The 19,246-nt window shown below is 60.4% G+C and carries 21 protein-coding genes; 9 read left to right on the top strand and 12 right to left on the bottom strand.

Translation table 11 applies throughout. From position 1 onward, the window contains the following. Positions 1-10: 10 nt before the first annotated feature. Together AB4118_RS31585 and AB4118_RS31580 are read right to left on the bottom strand one after the other, a co-directional pair. Positions 11-826 carry an aldo/keto reductase gene (locus AB4118_RS31585; RefSeq protein WP_441493469.1) on the bottom strand — a complete coding sequence of 272 codons (816 nt, stop codon included), beginning with the start codon at positions 824-826 and terminating at the stop codon, positions 11-13. Between the two features lie 691 nt (positions 827-1,517). Continuing rightward, on the bottom strand, positions 1,518-1,832 hold the full coding sequence (locus tag AB4118_RS31580) for a hypothetical protein (protein WP_441493451.1): 315 nt from the start codon (positions 1,830-1,832) through the stop codon (positions 1,518-1,520). Positions 1,833-2,614: 782 nt separating this feature from the next. Here AB4118_RS31580 and AB4118_RS31575 point away from each other — a divergent pair. Further along, entirely contained in the window at positions 2,615-2,746 is a 132-nt protein-coding gene (locus AB4118_RS31575; RefSeq protein WP_141740160.1) for an ABC transporter, read from the top strand. Between the two features lie 307 nt (positions 2,747-3,053). Here the strand turns inward: AB4118_RS31575 and AB4118_RS31570 are convergent, their stop codons facing one another. The 6 genes from AB4118_RS31570 to AB4118_RS31545 all read right to left on the bottom strand — a co-directional run bounded on the left by AB4118_RS31570 (position 3,054) and on the right by AB4118_RS31545 (position 8,566). After that, positions 3,054-5,162, bottom strand: coding sequence for a DNA cytosine methyltransferase (locus tag AB4118_RS31570; RefSeq protein ID WP_441493450.1), 2,109 nt, complete (start codon positions 5,160-5,162; stop codon positions 3,054-3,056). Positions 5,163-5,451: 289 nt separating this feature from the next. After that, a complete protein-coding gene (locus tag AB4118_RS31565) occupies positions 5,452-5,745 on the bottom strand; it encodes a hypothetical protein (protein ID WP_441493449.1) in 294 nt (97 codons plus the stop codon). Next, positions 5,745-7,025 (bottom strand): Y-family DNA polymerase, encoded by a 1,281-nt coding sequence (locus tag AB4118_RS31560; RefSeq protein WP_441493448.1) that lies wholly within the window; start codon positions 7,023-7,025, stop codon positions 5,745-5,747. The genes AB4118_RS31565 and AB4118_RS31560 overlap by 1 nt, the downstream gene beginning before the upstream one ends. Continuing rightward, positions 7,022-7,444 carry a LexA family protein gene (locus tag AB4118_RS31555; RefSeq protein WP_441493447.1) on the bottom strand — a complete coding sequence of 141 codons (423 nt, stop codon included), beginning with the start codon at positions 7,442-7,444 and terminating at the stop codon, positions 7,022-7,024. Before AB4118_RS31555 ends, AB4118_RS31560 begins: the two co-directional genes overlap by 4 nt. Positions 7,445-7,790: 346 nt before the next feature. After that, a complete protein-coding gene (locus tag AB4118_RS31550; RefSeq protein ID WP_441493446.1) occupies positions 7,791-8,066 on the bottom strand; it encodes a hypothetical protein in 276 nt (91 codons plus the stop codon). Between the two features lie 74 nt (positions 8,067-8,140). After that, positions 8,141-8,566, bottom strand: coding sequence for a DUF1236 domain-containing protein (locus tag AB4118_RS31545; protein ID WP_069883096.1), 426 nt, complete (start codon positions 8,564-8,566; stop codon positions 8,141-8,143). A gap of 400 nt (positions 8,567-8,966) precedes the next feature. Here AB4118_RS31545 and AB4118_RS31540 point away from each other — a divergent pair, with 400 nt between their 5' ends. Both AB4118_RS31540 and AB4118_RS31535 read left to right on the top strand, forming a co-directional pair. Next, the gene (locus AB4118_RS31540) at positions 8,967-9,362 is read left to right on the top strand and encodes a hypothetical protein (RefSeq protein ID WP_441493445.1); all 396 of its coding nucleotides are present in this window, start codon (positions 8,967-8,969) and stop codon (positions 9,360-9,362) included. Between the two features lie 792 nt (positions 9,363-10,154). Further along, positions 10,155-11,222: a PAS domain S-box protein gene (locus tag AB4118_RS31535; protein WP_441493444.1), complete on the top strand. Its 1,068-nt coding sequence runs from the start codon at positions 10,155-10,157 to the stop codon at positions 11,220-11,222. Between the two features lie 220 nt (positions 11,223-11,442). Here AB4118_RS31535 and AB4118_RS31530 read toward each other — a convergent pair whose 3' ends face one another. Next, positions 11,443-11,796, bottom strand: a complete 354-nt coding sequence (locus AB4118_RS31530) for a response regulator (protein ID WP_441493443.1) — start codon at positions 11,794-11,796, stop codon at positions 11,443-11,445. 376 nt (positions 11,797-12,172) lie between these two features. Between AB4118_RS31530 and AB4118_RS31525 the strand changes: the two genes are divergently transcribed. The 5 genes from AB4118_RS31525 to AB4118_RS31505 all read left to right on the top strand — a co-directional run bounded on the left by AB4118_RS31525 (position 12,173) and on the right by AB4118_RS31505 (position 15,932). After that, entirely contained in the window at positions 12,173-12,469 is a 297-nt protein-coding gene (locus AB4118_RS31525) for a hypothetical protein (RefSeq protein WP_441493442.1), read from the top strand. Between the two features lie 191 nt (positions 12,470-12,660). Further along, positions 12,661-12,942, top strand: coding sequence for a hypothetical protein (locus AB4118_RS31520; RefSeq protein WP_441493441.1), 282 nt, complete (start codon positions 12,661-12,663; stop codon positions 12,940-12,942). A 633-nt stretch (positions 12,943-13,575) separates the two neighbouring features. Then, the gene (locus tag AB4118_RS31515) at positions 13,576-14,223 is read left to right on the top strand and encodes a class I SAM-dependent methyltransferase (RefSeq protein ID WP_441493440.1); all 648 of its coding nucleotides are present in this window, start codon (positions 13,576-13,578) and stop codon (positions 14,221-14,223) included. A gap of 93 nt (positions 14,224-14,316) precedes the next feature. After that, positions 14,317-15,141, top strand: coding sequence for an IS5 family transposase (locus AB4118_RS31510; protein ID WP_441493439.1), 825 nt, complete (start codon positions 14,317-14,319; stop codon positions 15,139-15,141). 527 nt (positions 15,142-15,668) lie between these two features. After that, positions 15,669-15,932 (top strand): YjiS-like domain-containing protein, encoded by a 264-nt coding sequence (locus AB4118_RS31505; RefSeq protein WP_441493438.1) that lies wholly within the window; start codon positions 15,669-15,671, stop codon positions 15,930-15,932. Between the two features lie 175 nt (positions 15,933-16,107). Here AB4118_RS31505 and AB4118_RS31500 read toward each other — a convergent pair whose 3' ends face one another. Next, the gene (locus tag AB4118_RS31500; RefSeq protein WP_441493437.1) at positions 16,108-16,788 is read right to left on the bottom strand and encodes a dienelactone hydrolase family protein; all 681 of its coding nucleotides are present in this window, start codon (positions 16,786-16,788) and stop codon (positions 16,108-16,110) included. Further along, on the bottom strand, positions 16,789-17,028 hold the full coding sequence (locus AB4118_RS31495) for a DUF2171 domain-containing protein (RefSeq protein ID WP_441493436.1): 240 nt from the start codon (positions 17,026-17,028) through the stop codon (positions 16,789-16,791). It abuts the gene before it with no gap. A gap of 225 nt (positions 17,029-17,253) precedes the next feature. Between AB4118_RS31495 and AB4118_RS31490 the strand changes: the two genes are divergently transcribed. After that, positions 17,254-17,844, top strand: a complete 591-nt coding sequence (locus AB4118_RS31490) for a DNA-3-methyladenine glycosylase (protein WP_441493435.1) — start codon at positions 17,254-17,256, stop codon at positions 17,842-17,844. Positions 17,845-18,222: 378 nt separating this feature from the next. On the opposite strand, the gene AB4118_RS31485 is transcribed toward AB4118_RS31490, so the two are convergent. Continuing rightward, the gene (locus AB4118_RS31485) at positions 18,223-19,230 is read right to left on the bottom strand and encodes a DUF72 domain-containing protein (protein ID WP_441493434.1); all 1,008 of its coding nucleotides are present in this window, start codon (positions 19,228-19,230) and stop codon (positions 18,223-18,225) included. Positions 19,231-19,246: the final 16 nt, after the last annotated feature.

Below are 19,246 nucleotides of genomic sequence, written 5' to 3'. Positions count from 1 at the left end.
CAGTTCAACGTCAGAACGCCGCAGTCATCGGGTCGGGCCCGATCCGGCCATCGGACCGATCCAGGCCGTTCACGGCGGCGATATCCTGGTCGTCGAGTTCGAAGCCGAAGACATCGAAATTCTCCGTGATCCGGCTCGGAGTAACCGATTTCGGGATCACGATGAGGCCGCTGTCGATGTGCCAGCGCATGATGATCTGAGCCGGGGTCTTCGCATGCTTCCTCGCGATCTCGCCGATGACGGGATCTTCGAGAAGCTGGCCCTGACCCAGCGGGCTCCACGATTCCGTCGCGATGCCGCGTTCGGCATGCGCCTTGCGAAGTGCCTCTTGCTGGAAGCGCGGGTGAAGCTCGATCTGATTCAAAACGGGCTTCTGGCCGGTCTCCCGGATGAGCCGATCGAGATGTTCGGTGGTGAAGTTCGAGACGCCGATCGACTTGGCTCGGCCATCCTCCTTCAACCGAATGAAGGCCTTCCAGGTATCGACGTAGAGATCACGGCTCGGCGCCGGCCAGTGGATCAGGTATAGATCGACATAGTCGAGGCCGAGGCGCTGAAGGCTGGCATCGAACGCCCTGAGGGTGGAATCGAAGCCCTGGTCGGCGTTCCAGAGCTTGGTCGTAATGAAGAGCTGGTCCCGAGGAGCTCCCGTCTGGCGCAGACCTTCGCCGACGCCCTGCTCGTTCTCGTAGATCGCGGCGGTATCGACATGGCGGTATCCTGCCCGGATCGCCGCCGAAACCGCGTCGGCTGAACCCTCGTTCGGCGTGCGCCAGACCCCAAGGCCCACCTGCGGGATCTGCTTGCCGTCGTGAAGCGTGATGATCGACTATTTCATGGTCACTCTCGAATACGGTGCACCGGGAAGAGGAGTTCCAGGCTAGCGGACGATGTCGTAACGGATGTGAAGGTTGTCCAGAGCAGGTCTGATCAAACCGCCCTACAGCGTCAGCACAGTCATCATCGGCTTAGATGTGAGCGCGTCAGGGCAGCGTTTGCCCCGCCCGCACAGTGCTGATCAAACGGACCATGCCACATTAGCAGTGGTTGTTGGCGAACGCGACAATCAGCGACGCGTTCTTGTCCTACAGTCAGGCTTCGCACGAGGCCGATCTACGGTCTTGGGGATGCCCGGCGCAATGTGATGCCCGTCAGCTCCGGCTGATGACCGAGCCGTAGTGGACCAGGGGTTGAAGGAGCTGAAGCAGCGACCGATTCGCGCCGACGGCCGCCGATGGCTATTCCCCTACCTCGACCGCTGGATACGCGATCATTTCATCCCGCCTGCCCTCTTGGAAGCCGAAAGCGAAGGCGCCCGCCTGCCAGAACCTGGAAGCGCGCGGTCGATCAGAACTCGACCGCGTAGCAGGCGACGAGGCGGCGAAGGCCGTTACTTTTGAGCTTCATCCCGTCCAGGCGGAACGGCGGAAGGCAATCAGGCCCGCAGCGGCGCAACAATCGTTGATGCCCCGGGCGGCCTTGTCGTCCCTCATGACCTGCGAGCTGATACGACGCCTTCAAATCACAGCAGCGCCGCCTGCAAGGGCGCCGGCTTCGGCTCCGGAGGGTCTTTCTGTTGCGCCCGCGAGACGATTTGCAACGCTCCATCCGGCAGCGGCCTTTGAAGCCCCTTCGCGATCTCCCAGGGCGACGACAGGGACAGACGTCTTGAAGGTGACCCGAATGCCGGCGTCGGTGCGCAACCCGTCATAGGTTTTGAACGGCGCGCTGTAGTTCGCGCACCATTCGGCGAGCCGGCGGAAATAGATGCCACGGTCGCCGTCCATCGCGACCTCAACCTGATACGGCCATTCACTCATCGCCGCCTCCATCTCTTCGTCGCCACTGCGTCTTCCGCTCGGCCTGTAGCAGTTCACCCTCGCCGCCATTGATCACCGCAAGCCTGCCCATGATTGTTGGGGCCCACCCCCTGATCGCCACCCACCGTTAGTGCCATCGGGTCCGTGGATTTTGAGGGCAAGGGTTGTCGCTTCCTCAGCATCGGGTGCCGTGCGGAAGGCGTCGCGTCGTCCATGTCGTGGCGGATGACGAGACCAGCGAAGTCAGCTCGATTGAGGTCCTCGCGCGGCATGGGCTGATCCCGAGGTATTCGAAGAAGGCATCAGAGCCGCATGAGACGAGCGGACGCCGCTTGCTGCTGAAACGGCACGGGCACCAAGCACCGGACGTAATCCGCTAACGTGATCGAATGTCAGCTTATGAGCCTGGAACGAAGGAGCCTAATCGACCCGCTGCTGATAAATAGGCCCGTTGCGGGCGTTTCGGTTAAATTGTCCCGATCAACGATCAATGCGTTTGGTCGGTCGCCGTGATCCCTCTCGTCGGGCCGCGAGCCGTACGCAGATTCCCCACCGCTGCGATTCGTGGTTCGATATATCCAGTAGTGATGCAGATTGATCCCGCTCAGAATCTGGAAACAACGACCTCGATATGAAACGGGAAGCCTATATGCCCAGTATCTCTGGAAGACTTTGCGTCGATCCCTGACCAAACGTTAATTCAGACCGCGAAAATACGCCCAGTGTTGCCCATCTGCACTGGCCGCCGATCTGCGGTCATCCATAGTGGGCGCGTTCTCAACGAGGGCTAAACGATGAAAAAACTGCTGGTCTTGGCTGTTTCTGTGGCGTTGGTTGGCGTCGGTGGGTGTGCTGACTATGGCTTCGGCAAGGGCAAGGGCAAGGCGCCTCCGCCCGTGGCTACGCCGATCGTTACCAAGGGCTGACACCTCGCGCCAATGAGACTGAAAACGGCCGGTTCGACCGGCCGTTTTCTTTTGGGCATTCTGAATTCGGCCCGTGGCGATATTTCTTGCCGGTTCGACTGGCAATGATCGGGTGATCGAGGACGTCTCCTTCGCTCACCAAGTCGAATGCGAACTTCATCACTTGAACTTCCGTTTTCGACCCGATCTGCGACCTTTGGGAGGGCTGCTACTAAGTAAGACCCTCCGTCCTTCTGCGAGCGAAGGACGGCCGTGCCACCCCAATGCCAGGCTTCCCATCACCCAAGGCCGTCGAAGCCTCACAATATCACTCCGCAGCTTCACGCATGTGCAGGTTGAGCTCCGCCAAATCGATTCGTTTGAAAAGCGGTGCTTCGATGGCAGTCTTTACGCTGATTTCTTCGCCTGAGAGTGCGCGCTGGATAGCGAGGCCCATGACGCGGGAAAGCCTTGGAGGGAAGGCGTTCGCAACTTGCCGGAATTGCGCCTGCCGCGATCCGGAGAAGATCCAATCGGCTGGAAAATCCTGGAGTTGGGCAAGCATCGGCAACGTAAGATAGGGAATGCCGAGATAATCCGGATCGGGCGCCTGTTTGCCAACGGATCGAGGATTCACGCCGATTTCGAGCCACGCCTTGCGCGAATTCGGCTGAGCGAGATCCATTCCCAGCTTCTTGGCGCTGCCTCCGATCAGCGTGGGCGCGAGGCCGTCGGCTCGGGCCACCCACCCATCGAGGCCCGTCCAACCGCGGGCCCCCATCAGATCCTTCAGCAAAGTCCCCACCGTTGTCGGAGCCATCTCTGGGGGAAGCGGCCACCGGAAGCGATGCATCATCCCGCGCCGCATCGCGACGAGGATCGCGCGACGGCGATTCTGCCCGAGGCCGAACACAGGCCCTTCGATGACACGCCAATCCGTATCGTAACCGAGTCGTTCGAGCGTGGAGAAGACGTTGAGCCTGCGGACAGCGTGAGTGACCTGAGTGATCCCTACAACATTCTCGATCATCACCGCCTTCGGACGGATCTGCTCGACGATCTCAAGAGTGCGATCGAACAGATCCCGCTCGTCGGCCGAGCCACGGCGTTCCCCGGCCTGCGAATAAGGCTGGCAAGGCAGCCCGGCGGCAATGAGATCGACACCTTCGAAACGCCCGATATCAATCGTGTTCATATCCTCTTCGATGACGGGCCATCTGGGGCGATTGGCGCGCAGGGTCGAAGCAGCCTCCGGGTTTCTCTCGACAATGCCGACGTGGCGGAAACCGGCTGCATGCAGCCCGATCGCCTGACCACCAGCACCGGCGCAGAGTTCGAGTACCGAATACCGATAGGGAGCAGATGGCCGTGATGCGGAACTGAGCGGATGGCGATCGAGTGCGACGCCACCGTTCGGCACGGGACGCTTTCGGCCCGCGAGTTCCGGGATTTCCTGGCCCAGCGCCCATCCAAGAATCTCGTGCAGGTGCTCATCGATCCAGAAGGGGTGAACGTCCGGCCAGCACCAACCTTCCATGGAGCAGAGCTTAGCCTCTGCAATCTGTTCAAGAGTATCCTGCACCGTGATCCAGGATCGCTCACCCAATGAACTGCTCGGAGTGAGCACTTTGGCGGGAACGACTTCCCGGAGTTCCTTCGCAAGATGGCTTGCATCCACGGAAAGCGCCTGGACTCTTGCCAACGTCTCGGCCGAACAGTCCTCCGGAGTAGTTTCGTTGTAGAGCGCCGCGAACGCATTGGCCAAACCGGCGAGATCCAGAATGAAGCGATCCACCTGGTCCTTCGCCTTCAGCCGGGCAACTCGCTTCAACTCATTGATGGCGGTGCGATCGGGCTGCGAGGAGTTTCGAGCATCTCCGGCAAGTACGTCGCGCCGGAGCAAGCGGAGGTCAGCCAACGACAAGGTCCGCCCGGAGCGCAACACGGTCAGCGCTTCAGCCCGGACAGTGGCGGGCTGCTTGGCCAGTCGGCACAGAACACCGACTTCAATCGCACTCCGCTCAAGATCGGCTCGCTCTGGACCGGCGAAGTCGGCCAACAGCAGGTACGCGTTTGCCTCCGTCCGAGACACGCGGCACTCATTTCTGATGAATGCGAGAAGCTGCGCCTTCGACAGGCGTTGGCCGAAGGCCTTGCACTGATCAGCCAGGGCGAACGCATCGGCAATGGCGCGACGACGACCAGCGAGCGCGCGATCACGGATCTTTTTGAGACTCTCCAGCATGTGCCGGTCGTCACCGGTGGCCTGGACCTGTGAAGAGCCCTCCCCCTTCTTGTTGGCCGAACGACTCTGGCCGGTTTCGCGCGAACTTCCGGTCAGCCGTGGCTGTTGCTCTGGAGTGTTTTCCTCGAATGCAGGAGCCTTTGATTCAAAAGAAGAACTGCGGTCGACAAAGATAGAGGTGTCTTCGCTCATCAACACAGGCTCCGGAACTTCTGGGGCTCCATGCCAGCGAGGCCGTGCATTTCACGTGAGCACAATTGTTAAAATGCGAAGGACCCAACGTACCGAACCGCAGCCGCGTTGCCAGCCGTCCAGTCCTGCGCAACGTCGATGCCGACCGCGGCATCAGGTCTGTGTCTGAGCGCAAAGCGAAAGCGCGTCCGCCCCCTCCCCCATTGTTGAGAAGCCCGTGCGGACCAAGCGCAAGAAGCTCGCTGGCAGGACGCTTCCGTCCCGGGCATCGGATGATCACTCCGGTCGCTCAATCCGGATATTCGCGGGCGAGGCGATCGTAAGCGTCCTCAGACGCGGCGTCGCCCGCCATGGCATTTTCAATTTCACCTTCGTCGATAAGCACCCCGCCGAAATGGCCCACGAACGCGCGAGCCAAGCCTCGGTCTTCAAATACGATGCGGACCGAGTCGGACCCTGGGAAGCGATCGAGAACCCGGAAGCCGATTTGCCAGTCCCCACACCAGCTCTCGATCCTGCGCAGGCGTTCCGGCGCGGCAACAGGGTCCAATTTCAATTCGACCTGATGGATGAAGCCTGGCATCACGCTCTCCCTACGACCGGCACCTCTTCGAGCCGCGTCGTGTAACGCGGCGAACGCATATCGAATTTCGTGACCCATGCCTTCTGCTGGCGAGCGATACCGGCCGCCGCGGGAAACACAGCGCCACGACCGAGCTTCTTGTTGCACGCGTCCAAGGCTTCCATCAGGCGGCCACTCTTCTCGCGATCGAGCGCGCCGATCAGGGCTCGCGGTGACATCTCCAATGCCACCAGGTCAACCGTCATCAACCCCGCCTTGGCGTAGCGGTAACCCGGCTTCCAGATCTGCCGAGCTCCCCACTGGGCGGCGCGGACCAGGACGAGGGTGTCATTGCTCGCCTCGGGGAAGTCGACCGTGGTCGAGACCGAACGGGACGGACCGTTGTCGAACGGAGATGTGTGAAAAAAGACCGTGACGTGATCCGTCGCCAATCCATGATGCCGGAGCTTCTCGCCGAGACGGGTGGCATGGGCAGCAATGGCTTCCTGCATCACCTCGAGGCTTTCGACCCGGCCGGAGAACGATCTCGTAACCGCGCAGCCCTTTCGAGTGGGAGCGACGCTCTCCAGATTGATGCAGGGCTGGCCCCGGAGTTCCTGGATGATCCGTTCGCCGACGACAGTCAGCGTCTGGCGAGCGAGCTTGGGATCGAGAGCAGCGACATCGGCGGCCGTCTTGCAGCCAAAGGCACCAAGCTTCGTCTGGCTGGCACGGCCAATACCCCAGATGTCCTCCAGCGCCATCAGCGGCAGCCAATCCCGGCGCGCCTCATCGTTCGTCAGGTCGCAGACGCCGCCGAGTTGGGGCGTGGTTTTCGCGATCTTGTTCGCGAGCTTTGCCAGTGTCTTCGTTGGCCCGATGCCGACACAGGTGGGGACGCCGGTCCATTTCGAAACCGTGGAGCGCAGATCGCGGCCCAACTCCTCGCGATGCTCAGGAGCAACCGGGGTCAGGTCGAGAAAGCTCTCATCGATCGAGTAGATCTCGATGTCCGGGGCGAACCGCTCGTAGACGGTGTTCATCCGGCGGCTCATGTCGCCGTACAACGAATAATTCGATGAGAAGACGACGACACCTTCGCGCCTGCACAGGTCGCGAATCTGGAACATCGGCGCACCCATCTTGATCCCCAGCGCCTTTGCCTCGGCCGTCCTAGCGACCGCGCAGCCGTCGTTGTTCGCCAGCACAATCACCGGCCGGCGGCGAAGCTTTGGATCGAACACACGTTCGCAGGAGCAGTAGAAGCTGTTGCCGTCGATCAGGGCGAACGACTGCGTCATCGCCGGAAGCGCCGCACCGCATTGGTGACCACGCCGAAGATGTCGATTTCTGCGTCTGGACCGGGATCGTAGTCGGGGTAGCGCCGGTTGCCGAATGCCAAACTCGAGCGGCCTCCCGCGATCCTGAAAACCTTGACGCTGCGCTCGCCGTTGACATCCACCACGACGGCGTCACCGTCACGCGGGACCAAGCTGCGATCAACTGTGATCAGGCTGCCGTCGAAGATCCCAACGTCGATCGCGCTGTCACCAGCGACGGTCATTATGTAGGTCGCAGGGGCGTTCTTGATCAGCGCTCGCGAAAGGTCGATCGGCGTGTCGAGGTAGTCGTCGGCTGGCGAAGGAAAGCCCGCGCGCACGGCCTTCAGGTAAACCGGCAGAAAGATGGGCGGTCCGAGGACAGCGGGGGACATGTGCATCGAAATGCGCTCCGTTCATGAGAACGAAACAAGAACATCAAGAATGCGGCCTGTGTCAATGAGGTGAGTTTGTAAAGCCGTAGCCACGTCCATGGTCCCAATGCCGCGATCCGTGCCAACCCTTGTGACCCTTGTATCCGTGGCCCCCTTTTTGATTTGCTCAACGTGGTCAGGCGTCCCTAGGGTCGTCAGACCTGCTACGGGGCGGCTTGTGAAATCGATGGCGTCACGGAGCAGAAACTCAGCATGGGCGCTGCAACGAAGACTAACTTTCGCATCGGTTCCTCCTCATGACCAAGCAGCGGGCTAAAGCACCAACACACCCGCTGCATGGCAGCGCCAGGCGTCAGTCGCAGATGCGCATCCGGCGCTCGACAAGCTCGCCGTAGCGATTGACCCGACGCTTTATGACGATGCGGCAATCGTCATCGTCGTCGAGAACAGCGGGACCGCGGAAGCCACGCCGTTCCCCAGCAGGGCGGTAGCCACGGGGCTCGTGATAGCGCGGACCATCATAGCCCGGCCGGTCGATACCGAACTCGAGCTGGACCTGCGCTTGCGCCGGAGCGCTGAAGGCGGCGGTAGCCGCCACAGCAGCGGCGATCAGGATTGGCCGTAACATGGCGTTGTCTCCTTGGTTGATCAGGGTGAACCCGATCGAAAGGAGCCCACCCTGTCAGGGTGGGCTCCCGTTGATCACTCGATGATCTGCACGATCTTGCGAGTCTTCGGCTCGACCAGGACGGTTTGGCCGTTAATCACGGTGTAGCGATATTCGGTCTTGCCATAGCGAGCCGGAACCTCTCGATAGGTCACCGTGTCGGGTAACGTGGCGCCGACGACAACCTTTTCGCGGTATGCCACCGACGGCACCTTCTGCTCAGTCACATAGGTGCGGAATTCGGTACGCTGGTCGGCCGCAATGCCGCCCACAATCGCGCCCGCCGCAGCGCCGCCGACGGCACCCACGGCTGCTCCCACAGGTCCACCGACGATCGCGCCGCCGACAGCGCCTGTGGCCGCGCCACTCGCGGCTCCACCGGCTGCGCCCGAGTTCGACTGTGCAAAAGCAGTCGCAGGAACGACGGCGAGCGCGGCGACCAAAACAAGATTCTTGATCATGGTTCTTCTCCCTTGATGGCCCCCGCCGCGAATCTAAACGGCCGGCTTGATCGCCTGTTCCATGAATAACCGTTCATAATCAGGGAATTAGCGTGTAACTGCGCATGTAGACTTGCTTAGGGTTGTGCCGCCGCCGCGTTGTTTCTCGTTGTGCGAGCGGATACTGGCCAGCGGAACCTTCGGAGAGGTCAACATTCTCATGAACAACGTCGCGATCGGCGGCTAAGGCAGCGACAAATCGGCCGGTGGCTGATGCGATAATCAACCATGCCGTCGACTACGCTGAGGCGCTCATTAGACAAGAGACCCAATCGCCCCCGCCTCTCGCGATCAGGAAGAAAAGCGTCCGCTGCGTCACCACGCCACGTACTGGCCGTCGCCCTTGGGAATAGATTGAACTATGAAACACCTGATCATTGCGGGCGCGCTGGTCGCGTCCGGCATCGCTCCAGGCGCAAGCCTGGCCGCCGAAGCCAAGCCGGAACCACCCGCCAAAGAGCGCCAGGAGAACCACCCGCGCTACAAGTTCGGCTGCATGGTTGGGCGCTTTGGCCAGATGCCGCCGATGATCCCGCAACGATTCGAGACAGTCGAGGAAAGTGTCGCGCTGTCCCAGGAACTGGCGGGCTATACCTTTTGCAAGGCGCGCAAGGGCCTGCTGGCCGACGCCTCGAAAGAACAGATCGAGGCCGCCGATAACGAGGGAGTGGAAGAGTTCAACCGCTATGGCGTGATCGTCGGCGAGGCGATCCAGCGCAGCCGGAAGAAGGCGGCGCCACCGGCAGTACGTCGATAACCGCGCGTCCGCGCTCAGTCAGCGCGTAGGTGGTGAGGCCACCCCAGACCGGGGGTGTTTCCATTCGCTCAGTCCCTTGCGAACAGTTCCTGGCGCGTCCCCAGGAACGGCACACGCTGCCAACAGCAGCCAAGAGCCCGGGCGCAACGGCAGATCAAAACGCCTGAACGCGGGAGCGTTTTCTCAGCGACGCCAAGCCAGCCTTTCCACGAGAGTCCGGTCGTTACTTTGAGGCTGGCGCAAGCGTCCAATCAATCAGACCCTTGCGATTTCACTTCGTCGCGCGACTTGCTCGGCCGTAAATCGTGCGGCCGGTGTCTGGCCGAAACAATTGCAAGATCCAGATTTCACCACGTGTCGGCATCCGCCTTCCGTCCACTCTCGGCGAGCGCCTACCAACAATTCTCTCGCCCCGTTCGATCTCAGCCGCCGAAACGTCGCACGGAATGGACAGAACTGAAGTGCATTGCAAGCGCAGGGCGCGTTTGGCCAACATAATGGCGGAAACCAACAAAACGCGACGGAATGAACGGGGTAACCAGACTAAGTCATAAACTGAAGAAGCCACTACCACGCCATCAACGCTTGGCGCGCGCGCTGGAGCGCCCTGCCGGTCACGACGCAACTCTTTTTTGCCGTCTGCGCCATCCTCACGGTCCTCGGCGCATGGCGGGGCATCGAACAGCTCTCCTACCTCTCACGCTACAACACGTGCATGGCGTTCGAGAAAAAGTTGTCTTCTTAATACTCCTACGCCGACAGGCGTTGTGTCACCGCCGCCAGCAGTCGCGGTTGACGATCATCGCCGGCGGCGGCTTTGCCTTCGAGCTGCGCTCGCCGCCGGGAGGCAAACTCGGCTCTCTACGGCATTTCGCTGTGAGCGGCGATGGTGGTTTGGCGAGTGGCTCACCGTTATCGTTGACGATGCCATCCGATAAGGGCGACGAATGTGATGGAGATTCCGTGGACGAAGGCAAATCCGAAGCCCACCCGCGTAGCAGGCTTACTGGAATTATGAAGCGCCCGACTGACTACTCGAAATCGGCGCCCTCCATCGCCGAAAATGCGGCGGCACCTGATCCGCGTGACTGGTTGGCTGCTATAATCGATGGCTCTGACGATGCGATCATCAGCAAGGATTTGGAGGGCAACATCCAGAGCTGGAATGCGGGCGCGACCCGTCTGTTCGGCTATTCGGCAGAGGAGGTCCTGGGCAGGCCGATTACAATCCTTATCCCTGAGGACCGAGGCGATGAGGAGCCGACTATCCTCGCGGAGATTCGACGCGGAAACCGTGTCGACCATTTTGAAACCGTCCGACGTCGGAAGGACGGCAGCCTCATCGATTTGTCGCTGACCATTTCCCCGGTTCGCAACGCGCAAGGCGTCATTGTCGGTGCGTCCAAAATTGCCCGCGACATCACCGAGCGGCAGCTCATCCAGGAAAAACAGCGCCTCCTCTACTGCGAGATGCAGCACCGGGTGAAGAACCTCTTTGCACTTAGTGCGGGCATCGTTTCATTGACCGCAAGATCCGGCGAGAGTGTTCAGGAGGTGACGAGACGGATCCACGAGCGATTGGCCGCTCTCGCGCGCGCCCATGACCTGACTATGCCGGACTGGCGAGGCGAGGGTCTGGTCTCTCAATCGACGAGCCTGCTTGCGTTGGCGAAGACTATTTTGCAGCCCTATGATAGCCACTCGATAGCGATCTACGGCGCCGATCCCACGGTCGGGCCAAAGGCCCTCACGCACGTAGCTCTTTTCCTGCACGAGTTGGCAACGAACGCGGCCAAGTTTCCGCTCCCGAGGGTCGCCTGGATATTCAAGCCGTCCCTCTGGATGGATTGGTTCGCTTGATCTGGACCGAGCTTGGAGGACCTGTCGCCCCTATTCCATCATCCAGCGGGTTCGGGAGCCGTCTGGAGAAAAGTGTGCAGATCTCGCTTGGGGCGACTGTTCACCGTGAATGGCTTCAGAGTGGGCTCGTTGTCACCATCGAGGTGCCGATCGATCAGCTCATGAACTGAAAAGCGCCATCGCCTCTCTATGGGATACCCAGTTCGTTCGGGGCCTTCAATTAGGCAACACTCCGCACGGCCTCTACGAGAGAAGCCTGAGAATAGGGCTTGCGCAAGAACGTGACGTTGTCCGGCATCTCGTCAGGTTGTGGACGCACGCGGCCACTTCCTATGATGATTGCGACGGGCGGCCACCGGTCTCGCACAGCAAAGGCAAGGTTCAGCCCATTCATCAATCCCGGCATCTCGATATCGGTGAAAATGATCTGAATTCCGGGGCGCGTTTCCAAGAGCTCAATGGCTTCGTCCGCGTTTTCTGCCTCGATGACGTTGAAACCGGCGTCCTCGATCATGAGGACTACATCTAACCGGATTATTGCATCATCATCCACAACAAGGACTACTCGGGACATGATCGAACTCACACTGGAAATTAGTTCAACGTTATCCCGAGCCGATAGTTTCACCCCTTACTGACGAAATCTGTCGCGTACCCGTCTTCGGAATGAGTCCATCGCAACGCCCGCTTGGGATTTCTCGCCGTAATCGATCACGTTTCGTGTATCGGTTAGCGCAGCGGCCCTTCTGCGCCGAAGGCGTCCCAGCCGTCCAACTTTGGCCGTTGGTCGTCTTCTGCCCGGGCCTGCCTAGCGTCGACCGGCTTTCCAGTGTTCTTGCGGGCGCGCTTCAGATCCCCCGCACATGGACCTCAGGGACAATAGTGGGGACAGGTCGTTAGTGGCAGCATTATCCAGCAGGAACTTGAGTTCCACGGATCCCTTGAAAGCGATGTCCAAGCTGGTTGAGGCCTTGGCCATGACGTTGGCCCAGAAGCGGGGAAGAGCACGTTTGATGGTGCGGTTGCCTCATTGGCGTGTCGTCTTCGATCAGGCCCGCGATCCAGCATTTCTCGATCTCTTCGAGGCGTACGAATTGACATGCAACGGGCTCGCATTCTGGATCACTTCGGACGCGCCCAAGCGGGCTGAGCGGATTGCGGAGTACGAGGTGCTGGCAACCTCATTGGAGTTGGAAGCGGCATCCTTGGCGACCGCCAGGACGAAATTCGCAAAGCACGGTCGGTGATCGAGCGCAGCACCAACGAACGAAAGGTGCGTGCTCGAACCGCCGAGGGAGCACCCTCAAACACCTAGTACCCCGTTCATTCCGCCGCGCTTTGTTTGCTCCCGCCATTCTTTTGGCGAAACACACCCTATACTTGCAATGAGCTTCAGTCCTGTCGATTTCGGGCGATATTGCGGCGGCTGATCAATTGATTGATCGCGATCAAGCAGGAGGTGGCGAGCGAATTGCAGGTAGGCGCTCGCCGAGAGTACGGAAGCCCGATGCTGACGCGCGATGAAATCTGGATCTTGCAGTTGTTTCGGTCCGACACGGGCCGCGTCGATTTGCGGCCGAGCAAGTCGCGCGAGGAACTGATCCGTAAGGGCCTGATCGAATGGACGCCCGCGCCATCGTGGGCGGGCTTTAACACCTACGCGCTAACTGACCGTGGGCGGGCGGTCATGGGCGTGCTGCCAAAGGCGCCGGTTGATTAGTTGCGAGGAGACGAGGGAAGCAGCCGAGTTGAAGGGCCCGATCGAACGTCAGCTTCTGAGCCTGGAACGAAGGGGCATAATCGACCCAAGGGAGACGTTCGCGGCAAAGCGCCAGGCGGGGGAAGATGGCCCGTTGCGGACGCTGGGACGGTCCGCTTCCGGCCGTTCGGCTCAACGCCAGCAGGGCCGGAACTGGCCCATGCTGCTTGGAACCTGTGCTTGCGGGCATTCAATTCAGCGATTTGCCGCGAGCATTCATGGCATTCGATGCTGCGATACGGAGATTGGGGAGAGCGCCTTTCCCGACCCGCTCCCCATCACTGCGACATCGTCGAGTCCGGAAACGAGAGCTGCCGCTTCGGATCGTGGGTTAGGAGGCGGCGCGGCGCAGCTTGTTGCGCAGCCGCGCCGCGCTCCCGATCGATGGGGCGCTGGCGGGATAAGACTCAGAGCCTGTTCTTGGTATCAGACGGCGCCCAATGTACCGTTGACGTCTCGGCGTTCTGTGAGCGCGCTGGAGACCGTGTGTTTCCAGTGAAGGAGGATGCCGTCGATCTGGCGTGGCGGCGCCCGAAGACCGAATATATGGCAGTCACTTAGCAGGCGGTTTCCCAGCGGCAGCGGGTTAGCGAAATGACGAAACCGCAAGACCGATATCGCGATCTCATCAAGCGCGTCATCGTCAACGCGATCTACGGCGATCCCAACCGGTATCCTGTGACGCCACGCATGTCGCCTGCAGAAGTCGCTCTCCTGACTTCCGTGCTTCGCATGACGCGGCATTACTTCGAATTCGGGATGGGTGGCAGCACTGTCCTGGCTAGCCGGCTCGCGTCGGGGAAAGTTCATGCCGTAGAGTCCGATCCGGCATGGATTCAGCATGTTCGCGCGACAATGCCGCTGGAAAAAGACCGCGTGCATCTGATCCAGGCGGATATTGGCCCAACCAAGGAATGGGGTTACCCAGCCGAGCTGAGCGCGCCCGAAGTTTACGCACGCTACCATACCGAACCATTAGCGAGCTCTGATGTGCCTATTGATACTTTCTTCGTTGATGGGCGCTTTCGCGTTGCTTGTTGCTGCTCAGTTGCGCTTATGATGAGAACGGATTCCGTACTTCTATTGCATGATTATAGAAGTCGCAATCAATACCACATCATAGAGAATTTCCTGAGACCTATTTCTGAAGTAGAAGATTTGACATGTTTTGTTAGGCGACCGGAAATAGATATAGAATTTATCACTCGCTTGCGTAAGATTTACGCGACGAGAGCGGAATAGACTGATGAGTATGCCCTACGGTTGGGTCAGGAGAGCTTAGAGACCGTTTGAGAATGGGTTGAGGCGATTGCTGCGGCATGATTCAAGCTTGGGATGTGGACCCGAGCGAACCGTGGCCGGATGGCTGGATTTGAGAAACGCGCGAAGCGCTACCCGACTGATCTGACGGATGAGGAGTGGCTCTTCATCCGTCCGTTCCTGCCGTCGATCGCGAAGCGCGGACGCAAGCCGACGACCGACCTTCGCGAGGTGCTCGACGCGCTGCGCTATCTTGCCCGAACCGGTGGCGGCTGGCGGATGCTGCCGAACGACTTTCCACCCTGGCAGACGGTCTATTGGTGGTTCCGGCGGTTCGTTCGTCGCCTGCTGTTCAAGACGATCCATGATGTCGCGCTGATGCTCGACCGCGAGCGCGAGAGCCGGGAGCAGTCACCGACCGCAGCCGTCGTCGACAGCCAGTCGATCAAGGCGCCAGCCGCAGAAAAGCGCGGGTTCGACGCCGGTAAGAAGATCGTCGGACGCAAACGCCACATCGCCGTCGATACCGATGGCAGACTGCTCATGGTCAATCTCACCACCGCCGACATCTCCGACAGTGCCGGCGCCCAGCTCATCGTTGCCGCCATCCGCAAGCGCTGGCCCTGGCTCAAGCATTTGTTCGCCGACGGCGCTTATGATCGCACCCGCCTCCTGGATGCCGCCACCTATCGCGATTTCATCATCGAGATCGTCCGTCGCACCGACAAGCAGCCCGGCTTCAAGGTGCTGCCGAGGCGATGGGTCGTCGAACGCACCTTCGGCTGGATGACCCGGTGGAAGCGCCTCGTCCGAGACTATGAACAGCGCCTCGACGTCTCCGAAGCCATGATCCACGTCGCCCTGGGAAGCCTCATGCTGCGGCGGATCGTCCATCCTTAAACATTCTCAAACGGACTCTTAGAGGTTAACTCTCACGCGAGCCTCTCGAACGCCGCGGTTGGTCGCCGACAGTAGTGTCCAGGCTGCCAGGGCGCGGAGCCCCGGTGAGTTTATGGAGATCCTTCACCGGTTGAAGGATGGCGACGAACAAGCGGTGCGTGGACGTCGAGGTTGTCCGCGTATGGTGTGGCAGGGAGCGTGATTCCGCTCTTGTGAAGGGTTTCGGATGCCGGCCCCTGCGAGCGGGTTCGGACGGGCTGAGGGCCGGCGTTCGAAAGCCTCCAGGGGAGGAAGCCGCGGCCCGGGGCCGTGGGCTATGGGGATTTCGCCGCGCGGCCTGGTCGACGGGATCGTACGAGACGCGCGTCAGAGGCGCCTGATCGCGGCCTTTGGCGCCGCATGTGAAAGCCCACGCACGTGCTGCCCGGCCCCGACGTGATCGCCGGCCTCATCGGTTCCGAGGATGTGCCGGCCCCAGCAGGTCACCTAGCGTCGCTCCCACGGCCAAAACCATTGGGAGACGATCGATGTCGGAAACGCTCTCCACCGTGCCACAAACGAACAGCCTCACTGGCGAACTGTTCGAGCCATTGACCAGCAGAGCGGCTTTCTATTTGAGCTTGGCCCACCGATATGCGCGGCGGGCACGGACCAAGATCATCCTGCGCTCGCTGCGATCGTTGAGCGACACGCAACTCAGGGACGCTGGCATCGACAGGTCTCTGATCCATTCGGGCCCTGAATTCGAGATAGATGCTCGCCTCATGAGCGATCTGATGTCGATGAGGTGAACTGCCACTGTCAGACCTCGCAAACCACGTCAGTGACTCGGACGCGATATGCGCTCGTACGTCCGCAATCCACCCTCTTGCGACTTTCCGAAGGTCTGCAAAAGGCGCGTTGGACATGTTCGGTCGCCGCCTAACTCCCGGAAATGCGTTTTGTGCCCTGGAGTCAGAGTACCATTCACAGGTAACGTCGAAGGAACTCCAGTGTTCTACCGACGGCATCCGGCAGCGCGGCAAACGACAGCCCGTGTCCTTCACCGGGGTAAATATGGCTCTCCACGACGCCGCCGCGCGATTTGAGGGTCCGCTCGATCGAAACCGCATTGGATACCGGCACCACGCGGTCGGCGTCACCGTGAAGGATGAGCGTTGGAGGCAACCTCCGGGCTCCTTCCAGCCCTGGCGGTGCAAAGCCAAAAAAGTCGACCACGGCATTGATGCGAGGTGTCTTGGCGGCAAGGGCAAGTGCCAAAGCCGCGCCAAGCGAGAACCCGACCACGCCTATACGACCAGGGGCAACGCCGATGGCGCGCTCGATCTCCCCACCCAACGCGCTCGCGATAGCCTGCCTCCAAACCGGAAACTTAGCTTGGATTTCGCCATAGCGAGCTCTGCGATCCCCGGTGGCTTCGAAGTAGCGGGGCAGGAATACGGCGTAGCCGGCTGCGGCAATGGCTTGGGCCGCAAACTCGTAGCGACCACCATTTGTGAGGCCATCCGAGCCGTGGAGCAGCACAATCGCCGGCTTCGAACCAGTCGTCGGGCCATATCGGTCGACAGGAATCCTGGACTCCGCTCTCGGGGTATTGGAAGCGATCGCGGCACTGCAAGCGCCCGCTACAAATGCGCGCCGATGCATCTACTCAGCGGCCTGGGACCAGCGTTCCTTGGCCTCAGAGGCCGGCAAAATGAGTTTGATCGTGTCGCCGTCGATGGCGACCACTAGCCCGATGTCCAGATAGTGATGCGCGCCGCCTGATTCCGGATCATTTTTCTTCAGCTTCAGTAACTGGCCGCTGAGACTATCCACGGTGCCGACGTGGCCTCCGTCGGCGCCAACGACCTTCTGGCCCTCCTTGATCTGCTGAACGAACATCATGGGACTGCTCCGCTGGTGCTGCATCAATGCGGCAACGGAGGGTGTGAGCCAAAGTTCCCAAATAAATTCCCCGAGTGCTCCATGCGCGAAAGTTGGGTGGCCGATCGGACAGGTGCGATGGGCCATAGGGCTCCTGCGCTATTCCGCATTGCGGAAAATCCTTAGAACCAATTGCTCTTCCGGACGTTGCGATTTCATCGGACGGCTCCAGTGAAAAAACGGACCATGACGATTCCGCATACTTCGCCTGGCTCCTTCGAATGCGCTGACGCCGTCGAGCTTGCGAAGGAGCTGATCGGAGCGCTGCTCCTTGTCGACGGCGTGGGAGGCACGATCGTCGAAACCGAGGCCTATCTTCGTGACGATCCCGCATCACACAGCTATCGCGGCCGCACTCCCGCCAACGCAACGATGTTCGGGGATTCCGGGCACGCCTATGTCTACCGCTCCTACGGCTTGCATTGGTGTTTCAATGTCGTTGCGGAGGGCCATGGCGCCGTTTTGATCCGCGCGATAGCCCCGGAGGTCGGCATCAATAAGATGATCATGCGGCGAGGGACGGAGAGAAATCTCTGCTCGGGACCCGGGCGGCTCGCAAGGGCGCTTGGAATAACCGATGTGCACAACGGCCTGAGTTTGGCGGAACCCCCTTTTTTCGTTGGAGCCCCCAGTGAACGACCGGCAATCGTGAGCGGCACTCGAATAGGCATTTCCAAAGCGCCCGAGCGGCCCTGGCGATTCGGTCTGCATGGTTCACGCTTCTGGAGCCGCCCCTTCGCTCCGCAGCAACCTGGAGACGCAGGGACAACCGGCTAGTGGTTATCCCGGGACTGCCGAAAGCCCTTGGGTGGTGAAGAACTCTCGGTCAGGCGCATCCCTCGGGAACATCGGGGCGAGCCAACCGTATCCCTTGCAAGAGCATCGCGGCACATTTTGTGGGCGGGAGCTCTGGGAAACCATCGGAGGTCTCGAATATGAGCGACCCATCCAACAATGATGCCAGCAAAACGGCCGAACGGGCGCATCGGCAAAGTGAAACTCCGGGGGGGCAGGCGATAACGCCCATGCGCGCGGAAGACCATTCGAATGCCCGTCCAGCCGCGGAGACCCCTGTCGAGGGGCGGCAGGGTTTTCTCGGCCGCCCGGTTCTCGCTGTGCTCATCGGCGGCCTTTTACTGGTTGGCCTCGCGTGGATCATCGTGCACTACGCGACGAGGTAACCGTGGGGATGGTCCCGACTCCGGCACGGGCCTGCGCATCCGGTGCCTTGCCGCCAGGCTCGGCCGCAACAGGCGGTTGATCGTGTGACAGTCGCTTTTCGAGCAAGCGCCGCATTGCCAGAGCATTCTTTGGCGCAAAACCTTCATAGTCGTTGTTGAAGTAGATCCACGCTCTCCTGGCACCGCTCGCTCGGATCTTGTCGGCCCAGATTTTCAATTCGTTGTCTGAATAATCATGCCGGTACCATCGTTCCGGACCGTGGAGCCGCAGGTAGATTTCATCGGCGGTCCGCACCAGGTCATCGGGAAGACGGGGTCCGCTGCATGAGCAGAAGATCGTGCCGGTCTCGCGAAAAGCCGAGTACACCGTTTCATTCCACCAGCTCGCGTGGCGGAACTCCACGACATTGCGCCGCGCCGGATCGAGCTGGCTCAGAATCCTGTTCAGCCTCACTTTTGTGAACGTGTAGCTCGGCGGAAGCTGGAAAAGGAAGCAGCCCATTCGTTCCCCGAGAATGTCGGCTATCGCCCCGAAATCCTTTACGAGGGTCTTGGTGCCCTCAAACCTTTTGATATGAGTGATCAGCTCGCATACTTTGATCGTATAGATGAAATTGCGATCGCCGGGTTGACGAAGCCAGTTTTTCACGTTTGCAACGGTCGGCCACGAATAGAATGACGCGTTGATCTCGACAGTGTCGAACTGTTTCGCGTAGTGGCTGAACCATTCGCCCGTTGGCATCTGCGCCGGGTAGAATTGTCCACCCCATTTCCAGTAGAACCATCCCGAGCAACCGACATAGACCGATGCCTCCAAACAGGAACTATTCCCGCTCTCTGCGACAGTCCCCGCCAGGCGAGCGGCCCGCATTTTTTCGGCGCGCCCAATGTTCTCTGTCCGCTGCTTCTCTCTGCGCAGCCGCCGCCGTTCGCGACGTTCTTCGGTTCCAGGTGCTTTCTGCTTCGCGGCTTGCGTATCCATCATTGTCCTGACCGGC

This window comes from Allobosea sp. 2RAB26 (assembly GCF_052115465.1).
Lineage (GTDB): Bacteria > Pseudomonadota > Alphaproteobacteria > Rhizobiales > Beijerinckiaceae > Allobosea.
Note: the sequence above shows the minus strand (reverse complement) of the source record. Positions and strands in the feature narration are given on the sequence as shown.

Excerpts from the sequence above, each read along its gene's own strand:
- AB4118_RS31580 (WP_441493451.1), bottom strand. The coding sequence starts at position 1,832 with ATGGAGGCGGCGATGAGTGAATGGCCGTATCAGGTTGAGGTCGCGATG.
- AB4118_RS31575 (WP_141740160.1), top strand. The coding sequence starts at position 2,615 with ATGAAAAAACTGCTGGTCTTGGCTGTTTCTGTGGCGTTGGTTGGCGTC.
- AB4118_RS31570 (WP_441493450.1), bottom strand. The coding sequence starts at position 5,162 with ATGAGCGAAGACACCTCTATCTTTGTCGACCGCAGTTCTTCTTTTGAA.
- AB4118_RS31565 (WP_441493449.1), bottom strand. The coding sequence starts at position 5,745 with ATGCCAGGCTTCATCCATCAGGTCGAATTGAAATTGGACCCTGTTGCC.
- AB4118_RS31560 (WP_441493448.1), bottom strand. The coding sequence starts at position 7,025 with ATGACGCAGTCGTTCGCCCTGATCGACGGCAACAGCTTCTACTGCTCC.
- AB4118_RS31555 (WP_441493447.1), bottom strand. The coding sequence starts at position 7,444 with ATGCACATGTCCCCCGCTGTCCTCGGACCGCCCATCTTTCTGCCGGTT.
- AB4118_RS31550 (WP_441493446.1), bottom strand. The coding sequence starts at position 8,066 with ATGTTACGGCCAATCCTGATCGCCGCTGCTGTGGCGGCTACCGCCGCC.
- AB4118_RS31545 (WP_069883096.1), bottom strand. The coding sequence starts at position 8,566 with ATGATCAAGAATCTTGTTTTGGTCGCCGCGCTCGCCGTCGTTCCTGCG.
- AB4118_RS31540 (WP_441493445.1), top strand. The coding sequence starts at position 8,967 with ATGAAACACCTGATCATTGCGGGCGCGCTGGTCGCGTCCGGCATCGCT.
- AB4118_RS31530 (WP_441493443.1), bottom strand. The coding sequence starts at position 11,796 with ATGTCCCGAGTAGTCCTTGTTGTGGATGATGATGCAATAATCCGGTTA.
- AB4118_RS31525 (WP_441493442.1), top strand. The coding sequence starts at position 12,173 with ATGTCCAAGCTGGTTGAGGCCTTGGCCATGACGTTGGCCCAGAAGCGG.
- AB4118_RS31515 (WP_441493440.1), top strand. The coding sequence starts at position 13,576 with ATGACGAAACCGCAAGACCGATATCGCGATCTCATCAAGCGCGTCATC.
- AB4118_RS31510 (WP_441493439.1), top strand. The coding sequence starts at position 14,317 with ATGTGGACCCGAGCGAACCGTGGCCGGATGGCTGGATTTGAGAAACGC.
- AB4118_RS31505 (WP_441493438.1), top strand. The coding sequence starts at position 15,669 with ATGTCGGAAACGCTCTCCACCGTGCCACAAACGAACAGCCTCACTGGC.
- AB4118_RS31500 (WP_441493437.1), bottom strand. The coding sequence starts at position 16,788 with ATGCATCGGCGCGCATTTGTAGCGGGCGCTTGCAGTGCCGCGATCGCT.
- AB4118_RS31495 (WP_441493436.1), bottom strand. The coding sequence starts at position 17,028 with ATGATGTTCGTTCAGCAGATCAAGGAGGGCCAGAAGGTCGTTGGCGCC.
- AB4118_RS31490 (WP_441493435.1), top strand. The coding sequence starts at position 17,254 with ATGACGATTCCGCATACTTCGCCTGGCTCCTTCGAATGCGCTGACGCC.
- AB4118_RS31485 (WP_441493434.1), bottom strand. The coding sequence starts at position 19,230 with ATGGATACGCAAGCCGCGAAGCAGAAAGCACCTGGAACCGAAGAACGT.